Here is a 12,575-nt window from a genome sequence, read left to right on the forward strand (position 1 = left end):
CCGCGCGGCGCCAGACACCCCTTCCCCGATATCGAGCCTCAAGAAGCCACGGCCCTTGCCTTCGATGGCGCCGACCGCGCGCCCGTGGCCGGCTCGCCATATCATGGTAGTCAGCAAGAGGTCCGATTCTTCGGTGACATCATGCAGACCCCGACACCCCTCCCCCTCGCCAGGCTGGTCATCACCATTGTCTTGGTATCGATCTGGGGCTGGTTCTCCTTCTCCCTCGACACCGCCGCCACGCTCGAGACCGGCAAGCTCGCCGTCAGCCAGTTCGCCAATACCGACAGCGGCTTCGTCTCCACGACGGCCGGCTTCCGGCTGTTCTCGTGGCTGGGCGGGCTTGCGAGCCTGACGCTCGTCGTCCTGCTGCTGTGGATTTGGCGGGAGCCGCTTGGCCGGCTGATCGCGCAAGGCCGAGACGTGCGGAAGTTCATCCTCGTCCCGGCCCTGCTGCTCTGGTCGGGCCATGCGTTCGCCTACTACGACAAGAACGACTACACCGAGGCCTATTTCATCCTACCGAACCAGTCAGCATTCTACATTCCGGATGTCGGCGACAACCGGGACAGCCAGGGCAAGTTCGGCTCGGCCGACTATCTCAACGCGAACAAGGTCGCGGCAAAGCGCTTCAACATTCCGCACCAGAAACTGAGCGGCTCCGGTGCCTGGTCCGACTATTACGTGCCGGCCGGCCGGCTGATCATCGTCGACCGGACGCCGTACAATCGCGAATGGGTTGCCGCCAAAGACCGCGGCACCTCCGCGCGCAACGAATCCATCCCGTGCCAGAGTGCCGAGGGCTTGAATGTCACGGTCGAGATCGCGATCGCCGCGTCGGTGACAGAGGAGAATGCGGCCAAGTACCTCTATTACTTCGGCGTCAAGCCGCCGGTCGGCGACATGTCCCGGCCCGAGGTCATCTTCAGCTCGGTCTATTTCGGCCGCAGCCTGGCCGAGACCATGGACAGCGTCGGCCGCGGCAAGGTGCAGTCGATCGTGTGCCAGCAGATTTCGGCGCGCGGGCTCGACAAGGTCAACCAGGATGCTGGCGCCATCATCAAGGCGGTCGAAACCGAGGCCAGCGGCTTCTTCTCCGCCCGCGGCATCACGATCGACTATATCGGCTGGGCCGGCACCTTCACCTTCGACCACGACGTGCAGGCGGCGATCAACGACCGCTACACCGCCGAGAAGATCGCGCCGGTGCTGGCGACGCTCCAGACCAAGGCGGTGCTGGATGCGACCGGGCGCTGGGACGGCAAGCTGCCGACGACGGTCTCTGGCCTCTGGCTGATGCCTTCGGACCTGTGGAATTCGTTCCTCACCTGGATCGGCACGCCCGCGAAGAAATAGGGACCGCGTAACGGACGGGGCGGCGGCCGCCCCGTCCCCGCCCACCTTCCCGTCCCCGCCCACCTTTCGGTGGCGGGCAGCCGCCTTTACACCGCAGCGCTGTTGACGGCCGGCCCACCCCTCTGCTTCCCTCCTAACCTGTTGGCTCTCAACGCGATAGCTCAGAGGGATCCGTTCGTCATGCCGCTTCGATTAGCACCCGTCCTCGGGCTTGCCACCTTGGGCTTGGCCGCCCTCCTCGCCCCGACTGCGCCGGCGCTCGCGGCTCACGACACGCTGACCATCGGCATCGCGCAATTCCCGTCGAGCCTGCATCCGGACATCGATGCCGAGGTGGTGAAGAAATACGCCGACGCGTTTGCGATCCGGCAGGTGACTGCGTTCGATAAGGACTGGAAGAACGCCTGCCTGATCTGCGCCGAGCTGCCGACGATGGAGAACGGCCTCGCCAAGGTCGAGGACCTGGGCGGCGGCAAGCAGGGCATGGCGGTCACGATCAAGCTCAAGCCCGATCTCAAATGGTCGGACGGCGTGCCGGTGACGGCGAAGGACCTGGCCTTCACCTGGAAGGTCGGCAGCGATCCGAACTCGGGCTTCTCGAACGTCAATCCCTGGACGCGCGCGACCAAGGTCGACGTGGTGGACGACCACACGGCGGTCATCCACCTCGGCAGCGTCATGACGTCCTACAACCAGTGGGACGAGATCCTGCCCGAGCATGTCGAGGGCCCGATCTATGCAAAGGCGACCGGCGCCGGCGACTATCTGAAGGCAACGCTCTACAACCGTGCGCCGACGACGGCCGGGCTCTATGACGGGCCCTACATGATCACCGACTACCAGTCGGGCGCGCAGATCGTGTTCGAGCCCAATCCCTACTGGGCCGGCCCCAAGCCCGGCTTCAAGCGCATCGTGCTGAAGCATATCGAGAACACGGCGGCGCTGCAGGCGAATCTCCTGTCCGGCGACGTCGACATGGTCGCGGGCGAGGGTATCGGCCTCACCATCGACCAGGTACTCGACCTGAAGAAGCAGCACCCGGACCAGTTCACCTATGTCTTCAAGCCTAGCCTGACCTACGAGCACATCGACATCCAGAAGGACAACCCGGTCTTGAAGGATGTGCGCGTGCGTCAGGCGCTCGTCTACGCGCTCGATCGTAAAACCCTGACGGAAAAGCTGTTCCAGGGCCTGCAGCCGGTCGCCGCCACCTGGGTCAATCCGCTCAATCCAAATTACACCAAGGACACAGCGGAATATCCTTACAACCCGGCCAAGGCGAAGAGCCTGCTGAAGGACGCCGGCTGGACGCCCGGCCCGGACGGCATCTGCCGCAACGCCGCGGGCGACCGGCTCTCGTTCGAGCTCTCGACCACCGCCGGCAACCGGCTGCGCGAGCTGGTCGAGCAGGTGCTGCAGAGCCAGTGGAAGGCGTCCTGCGTTGAGATGACGATCAAGAACGAGCCGCCGCGCACGATCTTCGGCGAGACGCTGAAGAAGCGGACTTATCCGGGCATGGTCATGTACGGCTGGTCGAGCAACGTCACCGAATCGCCGCGCCGCACGCTGGGATCCGACCAGATCCCGACCGAGCAGAACAACTACGGTGGCGCCAACTATATCGCCTTCTCGAACCCGGACATGGATGCGGCGATCGGCCGGATCGAAAGCGAGCTCGACCCGGCGAAGCAGAAGGCCGACTGGGCGATCGCCCAGAAGGTCTATGCCGACCAGATGCCGGTCGTGCCGCTGTTCTTCCGCGCCGAGCCGCATATCGTGCCGAAGTGGCTCAAGGGCTACGAGCCGACCGGCCACGGCGATTTCGCCGCCATGCGGTCGGAAAACTGGCATGCGGAGTAGCCTCGTCCTCCGCGCACCCTGTCCCGTGAAGGCCCGCCACGCGTCGGCGGGCTGCGGCGGCCGTCGGTCATGCGGCGTCCCCTAGCCGCCTGCCTGATGGGCTCGGCCCTGCTGCTCGCGGCGCCCGCCGCCCGGGCGGGCGGGGACACGCTCACCATCGGCATCGCGCAATTCCCCTCGAGCCTGCATCCGGACATCGATGCCGAGACGGTCAAGTCCTATACCGACGGCTTTGCGATCCGGCAGATAACCGCGTTCGACAAGGACTGGAAGAATTCCTGCCTGCTGTGCGCCGTGCTGCCGACGATCGAGAACGGCCTTGCCCGGATCGAGAACCTGCCCGACGGCCGGAAAGGCATGGCGGTCACGATCAAGCTCAAGCCCGATCTCAAATGGTCCGACGGCGTGCCGGTGACGGCTGAGGACATCGCCTTCACCTGGAAGGTCGGCCGGGACCCGAGCTCCGGCTTCTCGAACGTCAATTCCTGGACGCGCGCCGTCGCGGTCGACGTGGTCGACGACCACACCGCGGTCGTCCATCTGGGCAGCGTCACGACCTCCTACAACCAGTGGGACCAGATCCTGCCGGAACATGTCGAGGGGCCGGTCTACGCCAACGCGACCGGCGCCGGCGACTATCTGAAAGCGACGCTCTACAACCGCGCGCCGACCACGCCCGGCCTCTATGACGGGCCGTACAAGATCGTGCAGTACCAGTCCGGCGAGCAGATCGTGCTCGAGGCGAACCCCTACTGGTCCGGCACCCGGCCCGGCTTCAAGCGCATCGTCCTGAAGCATATCGAGAACACGGCGGCACTGCAGGCGAGCGTGCTCGCGGGCGACGTCAGCATGGTGCCGGGCGAAGGTATCGGCCTCACCATCGACCAGGTGCTGGACCTGCGCCGGCGTCACTCGGACACGCTCAATTACGTGTTCCGGCCGAGCCTCATCTACGAGCATATCGACATCCAGAAGGACAATCCGATCTTCAAGGATGTGCGGGTCCGGCAGGCGCTCGTCTATGCGCTCGACCGCGCGGCCATGAACCAGAAGCTGTTCCAGGGCCAGCAGACGGTGGCGGCCACCTGGGTCAATCCACTCAATCCGAACTACACCAAGGACACGCCGCCTTATGCCCATGATCTGGCCAAGGCGAAGGGCCTCCTGGCCGAGGCCGGCTGGACGCCGGGGCCCGACGGCATCTGCCGCAACGCCGACGGCACGCGCCTGTCGTTCGAGCTGACCACGACGGCCGGCAACCGGCTGCGCGAGCTCGAGGAGCAGATGCTGCAGAGCCAGTGGAAGGCCGCCTGCGTCGAGGCGACGATCCGCAACGAGCCGCCGCGCACCTTCTTCGGCGAGACGATGAAGAAACGCACCTATTCCGGCATGGTGATCTACGGCTGGTCGAGCGCGGTCACCGAATCCCCGGGCATGACGCTCAGCAGCGGCCAGATCCCGACCGCGCACAACAATTACGGCGGCGCCAACTACGTCGCCTTCGCCAATCCAGCCATGGACTCAGTCATCCAATATCTGGAGAGCGAGCTCGACCCGGCGCGGCAGAAGGCCGCCTGGGCGACCGCCCAGCAGATCTACGCCGAGGAGGTGCCGGCCATCCCTCTGTTCTTCGCGTCCGAGGCCCATGTCGTGCCGAAGTGGCTGAAGGGCTACGAGCCGACCGGGCACCGCGATCTCTCGTGCATGTGGGCCGAGAACTGGCACGCGGAGGGGCGCCCGTGACCGGCGCTGCCACGCCGCACCCGCTCATCGAGATCAAGGATCTGACGGTCACGTTCCGGATCGACGGCGCGCTGCGCAAACCCGTCGAAGGGCTGCATTACAGCCTCGACGCCGGCCGGACCCTGGGCGTGGTCGGCGAGAGCGGCTGCGGCAAGAGCCTGACGGCACTGGCGCTCATGGGGCTCGTGCCGCCGCCCGGCCGGGTCACCGGCTCGATCCGCTTCGCCGGGACCGAGCTCATCGGCCAATCCGACGCGGCCTGGCGCGATCTGCGCGGCAACCGGGCCGCCATGGTGTTCCAGGAACCGATGACGGCCTTGAACCCGGTCATGCCGATCGGGACCCAGATCGCCGAGGTCATGGTGCTGCACCAGAACCTCGCCTGGCCCGCGGCGCAGGACGCAGCGATCGGGCTCATCGAGGCGGTCGGCATCTCGTCGCCGCGGGTGCGCGCGGCGGCCTATCCGCACCAGCTGTCGGGCGGCATGCGCCAGCGCGCCATGATCGCCATGGCGCTCGCCTGCCGGCCGGCGCTCCTGATCGCCGACGAGCCGACGACGGCCCTCGACGTCACGATCCAGGCGCAGATCGTCGAGCTCATGCAGGAGCTGCAGAGCGAGATCGGCATGGCGATCCAGTTCATCAGCCACAATCTCGCCGTCGTCTCGGAACTGGCCGACGAGATCATCGTCATGTACGCCGGCCGGATCGTCGAACGCGCGGCCGCAGCCGACCTGTTCGACCATCCGGCCCATCCCTATACGCAAGGCCTGATCGCGACCTTGCCTGATCCGGACCGACGCCAGACCCGCCTGCCGGTGATCCCCGGCGGCGTGCCGCGCATCGACGCCGGCGCCCAAGGCTGCCGCTTCGCCGATCGCTGCCCCAAGGCCGACGCGCATTGCCGGGCGGCGGAGCCGATGCTCGAACCCGTCGATACCGGCCATTGGGCCGCCTGCTTCAAGGTGGCCCAATGACCGAGATGCCCATGACCGAGGCACCACCGATCATTGAGATCGACCAAGTCAGTGTCCATTTTCCGCAAGGGCGGCATGGCCTGTTCGCCGGGCCCGCGGCGGTGCTGCGCGCGGTCGAGAACGTCAGCCTCGCGGTCCGGCCGGGCGAGACGCTGGCGCTCGTCGGCGAGAGCGGCAGCGGCAAGTCGACCCTGGGCCAGGTCGTGGCCGGCCTGCGCGATCCCACCGCAGGCGCGCTCAAGTTCCACGGCCGGCCGATGGGCAAAACGGAATGGCGGGCCGCGCGCAAGGCGATCCAGATCGTGTTCCAGGACCCGTTCTCGGCACTCGACCCGCGCATGCCGGTCTCGGACCTGATCACGGAGCCGCTCAGGATCCAGCGCCTCGGCACCGGTGCCGAACGGCGCCGGCGCGCGGCCGAGCTCGTGGGCCAGGTCGGATTGCCCTTGGACGCGCTCAACCGCTATCCCCATGAATTCTCGGGCGGCCAGCGCCAGCGTATCGCCATCGCCCGAGCACTCGCCCCCGACCCGGCGCTGATCGTCGCTGACGAGCCCTTGTCGGCACTCGACGTCTCGATCCAGAGCCAGATCCTGAACCTCATGAAGACGATCCAGGAGGAACGGGGCCTGAGTTACCTGTTCATCAGCCATGACCTGGCCGTGGTGAACCACTTGGCCGACCGGGTGGCCGTGCTCTATTTGGGCCGCCTGGTCGAGCTCGCCGAGCGTGCCGACCTGTTCGCGAAGCCGTCGCACCCCTATACGGCAGCGCTGCTCGACGCGGTGCCGCGCATCGGGCGCGGCCGGCGCCGGCGCGGCCGCAGCCTCAAGGGCGAGATGCCGAGCCCACTCAACCCGCCCCCAGGCTGCGTGTTCCACCCGCGCTGCCCCAAGGCGCAAGACATCTGCCGGGTAACGCCGCCGGCACTCGAGCCGGCGCCCGGACGGCCCCGGCACCTCGCCGCCTGCCATTTCAAGGAATGAGCGGCATGGCGGGCTTCATCCTGCGCCGCAGCCTGCAGGCGCTGATCGTGCTCTGGGTCATGTCCTTCGTGATCTATGGCCTCATCGGGCTCATGCCGGGCGACCCGCTCGACGTCATGATCGCGTCCAACCCCGGCGCCACGCCGGAGGTGATTGCACATCTGCGCCAGATCTACGGGCTCGACCAGCCGCTGCCGGTCCGCTACTGGCACTGGCTCCTGGACGCGCTCCACGGCGATTTCGGCTTCTCGCGCACCCATTCGGAGCCGGTGCTGACCGTGCTGGCACCGGCGCTGCTGCAGACCTGCAAGCTGATGCTGATCAGCTTCGTCATCAGCGTCGCGGCCGCCTTCGCGCTCGGCATCGCGGCCGCGCGCAAACCCGGCGGCTGGGCCGACGGGATCATCAGCCTGTTCGCCTTCGCCGGCATCTCGGTGCCGGTGTTCTGGCTGGCGCTCATCCTCATCATCGTGTTCGCGGTCGAGCTGCACTGGCTGCCGGCGAGCGGCATGGCGACGGTCGGCGACGGCGGTTTCCTCGACCAGGCCCGTCACCTGACCCTGCCCGTGCTGACGCTGGTGCTCGCCAACGCCGGGCAGTTCACCCGCTACGTCCGCGCCGCCATGATCGAGACCATGCGCATGGACTTCATCCGCACCGCGCGCGCCAAGGGCCTGGGCGAAGGCCGGCTCACGCTCCGCCACGCGCTCAGGAACGCGCTCATCCCGGTCGTAACCGTGATGGCCTTGAGCTTTGGCACGCTCTTCTCGGGCGCACTCGTGACCGAGACCATGTTCGCGCAATGGGGCATGGGCAAGATGATCTACGACGCCATCCTGTCGAACGACTACAACCTGGCGCTGGTCGGCCTCCTGTTCGCGACACTCGTGACCCTCGTCAGCACGCTTGCGGCCGATCTCGCCTATGGCTGGCTCGATCCCCGGATCTCACTCAAATGACCGCGCTCGACACGCCCGCCCCCATGATCGAGGCCGCCCAGTCGGTCTGGAAGCTGCGCTGGAAACGGTTCCGCGGCCATCGCGCCGGCATGGCGAGCCTGGCGCTCCTCGTTCTCCTGGTGCTGTTCACGCTCGCGGCCGGCCCACTCGCCCATTGGCGCGGCATCGATCCGGACGCAACCGACCTCCTCTCGCGCTACGACCCGCCGTCTGCCGACCATTGGCTCGGCACGGACGATGCCGGGCGCGACGAGCTCTTGCGGCTCATGTTCGGCGGCCAGATCTCGCTGCTGGTCGGCTTGCTGGCGACGGTTGTCGGCGGCCTGGTCGGGCTCGCGATCGGCATCTGGGCCGGCTATTTCGGCGGCCGGCTCGACGCGCTGTTGATGCGCTTCACCGACGGCATGATCGCGCTGCCGCTCCTGCCGCTCTTGATCGTGTTCGGCGCGATCGATCTCACCAAGCTGGGCTTCTCGTCCGAATTCGCCCATTCGGGCGCCGCGGGCTTCTGGCGCGTCGTCGTCATCATCGCCGTCGTCGACTGGACCCAGATGGCGCGGCTCGTGCGTGCCGCGACCCTGAGCCTCAAGGAGCGCGACTTCGTGCTGGCCGCCCAGGCGAGCGGCGCCGGGCCGCTCTATGTCATGGCGACCCACATCCTGCCCAACGTGGCGACGCCGATCATCGTCGCCGGCACGCTCACGGTCGGCCGCGTCATCCTGCTCGAATCCGTGCTGAGCTTCTTAGGATTCGGCATCGTCCCGCCGACGCCGTCCTGGGGCAACATGCTGAACAACGCCCAGGAACTGGTGACGACGGCGCCGTCGCTCGCCGTCTACCCGGGCCTGTTCATCTTCGTGACGGTGATCGCGGTCAATTTCATTGGCGACGGCCTGCAGCACGCATTCGACCCAAGGTCGACCCGATAAGGAGCCGGCCTCCCCTTCATCATCAAGAACCAGCCAATGACCGAAGGCGCTGAGCCACGACATGTCAAGTCACAGCGATCACACGGTAGACAGCTTCAGCAGCTGATGACAACCAAAGGCATATTGCCCCGGTTAAATTACACGCAGTGACTGCACACCTACTAGCTGCCCCCTCGCAAACCAGTGATGAATCCGTGCGTTCGCCCCCTATCGGGCTCGCTTATCGACGCGGGGTCTATATAGTTGGCCCTGCCCCAGCCCGCGCGTTCAGAAGATCAGCATGACCGACTTAAAGTCGCTGCAGACCGTCATCCAAAGTCCCGCTCTCAAGCTGGTCCTCTCCCATTGGCTCGCCGCGCGGGGCGATCGGCCGATGCCGGCATGGCGCGACATCGACGCGGCGGTGATCGGCAAGCACCTGCCGCAAGTCTGGGCCTGGCGCTATGACCGGGCGGAGGACCTGTTCATCGGCCGGCTCGCGGGCGAGGAGATCGTCGCGGTCCTGGGCTCGGAGATCCGTGGCCGATCGCTGCCGGAGTGCTTTCCGACCGATGCCGGGCAGGTCGTGCACGACCGCTACAAGGCGGTCGTCCTCGGGCCCAAGATCATGCGCACGACCGGCAATGTCCACATGTCGACCGGCCGGCATGGCGCCGGCGAGCGCCTCGTACTGCCGCTAGCCGACGACGGGGTCACCGGAGACGGGGTGCTGGGCGTGACCGAATACCGGCTCAACATCAGCGACGCCCGCGCTCTCGGCGCCGTGATCGACCACCATCACGAAGACATCACGTTCTATTCGATCGCCTGAGACTATTCGCTCGACCGAGCTTCAGTCGGCGGCGGCGTTGGTCGTGCCGCCGGCGACGGCGCGAAAGGCCTCGGCCACGATCTCGAATGAGCGGAGCCGCGCCTGGTGATCGTGGATGGCGCCGGTCACCATGAGTTCGTCGGCCTGCGTCCGCTCGATCACGGTCGCGAGCTCACGCCGGATCGTCTCGGGCGAGCCCAGGAGCCGGAAGCCCAGCGAATGCTCGACCATGGCGCGCTCGACCGGCGAGAGCACCGTCGCGATGTCCGCGACCGGGCGCGGCAGCGGACCTGGCCGGCCGCGACGCAGGTTGGCGAAGGCCTGCTGCTGCGAGCTGAAGAGGAAGCGTGCCTCCGCATCGGTCTCGGCCGCGAAGGCACCGAGGCCGACCATGACGTGCGGCTTCTCCGCATAGGCCGAGGGCCGGAACCGCTCGCGATAGATCGCGATCGCGTCCTCCAGCTGGTCCGGCGCGAAATGGGAGGCAAAGGCATAGGGCAGCCCGAACGCCGCCGCGAGCTGGGCACCATAAGTGCTGGATCCCAGGATCCAGACCGGCACGTTCGTCCCCGTGCCGGGCACGGCGCGGATGCGCTGGCCAGCCTCAGCCGGGCCCAGGTAGCCGATCAGCTCGAGCACGTCCTGCGGAAAGGAATCGATCTCGCTCGTGAGCGTCCGCCTGAGCGCCTGTGCCGTCGCCTGGTCGGTACCCGGCGCCCGGCCGAGGCCCAGGTCGATGCGGCCGGGATAGAGCGAGGCAAGCGTGCCGAATTGCTCGGCGATCACCAGCGGCGCATGGTTCGGCAGCATGATGCCGCCGGCGCCGACCCGGATCGAGCGGGTGCCCCCGGCGATATGGCCGATGACGACCGCGGTCGCGGCGCTGGCGATGCCCGGCATATTGTGATGCTCCGCCACCCAGAAGCGGCGGTAGCCCAAGCCTTCGGCATGGCGGGCGAGATCCACCGAGTTCAGGAGCGCCTGACGCGCATCGTGGCCTTCGGGGATCGGCGAGAGATCGAGGAGGGAGAGCGCGGTCATGGCGGGGGATATGGCGCCAACCCGCGCGTGGTTCAATGTAGAACCCCAGTATCGTTCAGTGTAACGGCCAGACCATGAGGATGAGCGGCGTGCCGACGATAAGGACCAGGAGCGAGAGCGGCAGGCCCAGCCGCCAATAATCGCCGAAGCGATAGCCGCCCGGCCCCATGACCAGCGTGTTGTTCTGATGCCCGATCGGCGTCAGGAAATCGCAGGAGCAGCCGAGCGCCACCGCCATCAGGAAGGCGTCGGGCCGGAAACCGAGATTGCTCGCGACCGAGGCCGCGATCGGCCCCAGCACCAGGACCGCCGCCGCATGATGCAGCAGCGGCGTCACCAGCATCGCACTCGCGATCACGAGTGCCAGCGTCACCCAGGGCGGCACCATATGGGCGACCGCGCTCAGCGCGTGACTGAGATGCTCGGTGCCGCCGGTCTCCTTTAGCGCCTCGCCGACCGGGATCAGGCAGCCCAGCATGATGATGACCGGCCATTCGATCGCGTCATAGGCGTCGTTGAGCGTGATCTGCCCGGTGAGCACCACCAGCACGGCGGAACCGAAGAAGGCGGTCACGACCGGGATGACCTTGAACGTCACCAGGAGCATGGCGACGACCACGATCAGCAGCGACCAGACGCCGGTCCGTTTCCGCCCGAGCATTAGACGTCGATCGGCGAGCGGCAGGCAGCCGAGCTCAGTCAGCGTCGTCGGCAAGTCCGTCTCCCAGCCCTGGAGCGCCACGACATCGCCCGGCCGGAAACGCAAGCGGTGGAGCCGCGCATTCACCTGCTCGCCGGCCCGGCTGACCGCCAGCAGATTGACGTCGAAGCGCTGGCGCAGATGCAAGCCTGTCGCCGTCTGGTCGACCATGAGCGAGTCCTCGGTCACCACCGCCTCGACCACGGTCACGTCGTCCTTGGGCCGCTCGGCGTCGGGCAGATGTTCGGCCGGCACCAGTTCGAGGCGGGCCTCGTCGATCAGCTTCTTCAGCAGCACCGGCTCCGCCTGGACCGCGACGAGATCGCCCTCGACCAGTTCCCAATGGGCAGGCGGCATGGCGCGTCGGCGGCCGGCGCGGATGACCGCGGCCACCGTCAATTCGCCCTCGCCCAGCGCCTCGAGCGCCGCCACGGTCTGACCGATGAAGGCCGAGGCCTGGGTCAGGCGCAGCTCGGTCGTATAGCGATCGATGTCGAACGCGCCCTCGGCCGGGCGCTGGCCGGTCCGCCGCGGGAGAAGCCGCCAGCCGAACGCAAGGAAGGCGAGCGCCATCAGCGATAGCGGCAAGCCCACGGGCACAAAGTCGAACAGCTGGAAGGGTTCGCCCTCGATTTGCTCCCTGACGGTCGAGATCAGCAGGTTGGGCGAGGTCCCGATCAGCGTCATCGTGCCGCCGATCAGCGAGCCGAAAGCGAGTGGCATCAGATAGATCGAGGCTGGCTGCTTGCTGTGCCGAGCCGTCTGGATCGCGATCGGCATGAAGATGCCGAGCGTGCCGACGTTCTTCATGAAGGCCGAAAGGAAGGTAACGCAGGCGGTCAGGATGCCGACCTCAAGTGACGGCGCGCCAATGTACCGCATCAGCCGCCGCATGGCCGTGTCGATGATGCCGGAGCGCGCGATCGCGCGGCTCACGACCAGGACCGAGGCGATGATGATGATGACCTGGTTGGCGAAGCCCTCGAACGCCTTCTCGGCCGGCACGATCCCCGTCAGCATGGCGGCCAGCAGCGCCAGCGCCGCAACCAGGTCGTAGCGCAGCCGGTCCCAGACGAACAGCGTCAGCATGGCGCCGACGATGACGAAGGCCTCGATCTGGTTGAGCGGCAAAGGCTTGGCTCCGGAGCGGGGGGCGGCAGGGACGCCGACCAGCATAGCGCACGGCGGCGCTGTTTGCGCTCTCCCGATCAGC

The 12,575-nt window shown here is 67.1% G+C and carries 10 protein-coding genes; 8 read left to right on the forward strand and 2 right to left on the reverse strand.

Going from position 1 to position 12,575, the window contains the following annotated elements; all coding sequences use genetic code 11:
* Positions 1-141 precede the first annotated feature (141 nt).
* From IEY58_RS07255 to IEY58_RS07290, 8 genes are all read left to right on the forward strand, one after another.
* Complete coding sequence (locus IEY58_RS07255) at positions 142-1,356, forward strand: SPFH domain-containing protein (protein ID WP_189044066.1); 1,215 nt, start codon at positions 142-144, stop codon at positions 1,354-1,356.
* Between the two features lie 180 nt (positions 1,357-1,536).
* Positions 1,537-3,216 (forward strand): peptide ABC transporter substrate-binding protein, encoded by a 1,680-nt coding sequence (locus IEY58_RS07260; RefSeq protein WP_189044068.1) that lies wholly within the window; start codon positions 1,537-1,539, stop codon positions 3,214-3,216.
* Positions 3,217-3,285: 69 nt separating this feature from the next.
* The gene (locus IEY58_RS07265) at positions 3,286-4,959 is read left to right on the forward strand and encodes a peptide ABC transporter substrate-binding protein (RefSeq protein WP_189044070.1); all 1,674 of its coding nucleotides are present in this window, start codon (positions 3,286-3,288) and stop codon (positions 4,957-4,959) included.
* Positions 4,956-5,936 (forward strand): ABC transporter ATP-binding protein, encoded by a 981-nt coding sequence (locus IEY58_RS07270; RefSeq protein WP_229743553.1) that lies wholly within the window; start codon positions 4,956-4,958, stop codon positions 5,934-5,936. Before IEY58_RS07265 ends, IEY58_RS07270 begins: the two co-directional genes overlap by 4 nt.
* Positions 5,933-6,922 carry an ABC transporter ATP-binding protein gene (locus IEY58_RS07275; protein ID WP_229743554.1) on the forward strand — a complete coding sequence of 330 codons (990 nt, stop codon included), beginning with the start codon at positions 5,933-5,935 and terminating at the stop codon, positions 6,920-6,922. The genes IEY58_RS07270 and IEY58_RS07275 overlap by 4 nt, the downstream gene beginning before the upstream one ends.
* A gap of 5 nt (positions 6,923-6,927) precedes the next feature.
* Positions 6,928-7,881: an ABC transporter permease gene (locus IEY58_RS07280; RefSeq protein ID WP_189044074.1), complete on the forward strand. Its 954-nt coding sequence runs from the start codon at positions 6,928-6,930 to the stop codon at positions 7,879-7,881.
* Positions 7,878-8,810, forward strand: coding sequence for an ABC transporter permease (locus tag IEY58_RS07285; RefSeq protein ID WP_189044076.1), 933 nt, complete (start codon positions 7,878-7,880; stop codon positions 8,808-8,810). Before IEY58_RS07280 ends, IEY58_RS07285 begins: the two co-directional genes overlap by 4 nt.
* A 280-nt stretch (positions 8,811-9,090) precedes the next feature.
* Positions 9,091-9,621, forward strand: coding sequence for a PAS domain-containing protein (locus IEY58_RS07290; RefSeq protein WP_189044078.1), 531 nt, complete (start codon positions 9,091-9,093; stop codon positions 9,619-9,621).
* Between the two features lie 21 nt (positions 9,622-9,642).
* Here the strand turns inward: IEY58_RS07290 and IEY58_RS07295 are convergent, their stop codons facing one another.
* Positions 9,643-10,662 (reverse strand): LLM class flavin-dependent oxidoreductase, encoded by a 1,020-nt coding sequence (locus tag IEY58_RS07295; RefSeq protein WP_189044080.1) that lies wholly within the window; start codon positions 10,660-10,662, stop codon positions 9,643-9,645.
* 55 nt (positions 10,663-10,717) lie between these two features.
* Entirely contained in the window at positions 10,718-12,493 is a 1,776-nt protein-coding gene (locus IEY58_RS07300; protein ID WP_189044082.1) for an SLC13 family permease, read from the reverse strand.
* Between the last annotated feature and the right edge of the window lie 82 nt (positions 12,494-12,575).

The organism is Aliidongia dinghuensis, from assembly GCF_014643535.1.
GTDB lineage: Bacteria > Pseudomonadota > Alphaproteobacteria > ATCC43930 > CGMCC-115725 > Aliidongia > Aliidongia dinghuensis.

Bases quoted from the DNA above. Each gene is read 5' to 3' on its own strand.
- IEY58_RS07255 (WP_189044066.1), top strand. From the start codon at position 142: ATGCAGACCCCGACACCCCTCCCCCTCGCCAGGCTGGTCATCACCATT.
- IEY58_RS07260 (WP_189044068.1), top strand. From the start codon at position 1,537: ATGCCGCTTCGATTAGCACCCGTCCTCGGGCTTGCCACCTTGGGCTTG.
- IEY58_RS07265 (WP_189044070.1), top strand. From the start codon at position 3,286: ATGCGGCGTCCCCTAGCCGCCTGCCTGATGGGCTCGGCCCTGCTGCTC.
- IEY58_RS07275 (WP_229743554.1), top strand. From the start codon at position 5,933: ATGACCGAGATGCCCATGACCGAGGCACCACCGATCATTGAGATCGAC.
- IEY58_RS07280 (WP_189044074.1), top strand. From the start codon at position 6,928: ATGGCGGGCTTCATCCTGCGCCGCAGCCTGCAGGCGCTGATCGTGCTC.
- IEY58_RS07285 (WP_189044076.1), top strand. From the start codon at position 7,878: ATGACCGCGCTCGACACGCCCGCCCCCATGATCGAGGCCGCCCAGTCG.
- IEY58_RS07290 (WP_189044078.1), top strand. From the start codon at position 9,091: ATGACCGACTTAAAGTCGCTGCAGACCGTCATCCAAAGTCCCGCTCTC.
- IEY58_RS07295 (WP_189044080.1), bottom strand. From the start codon at position 10,662: ATGACCGCGCTCTCCCTCCTCGATCTCTCGCCGATCCCCGAAGGCCAC.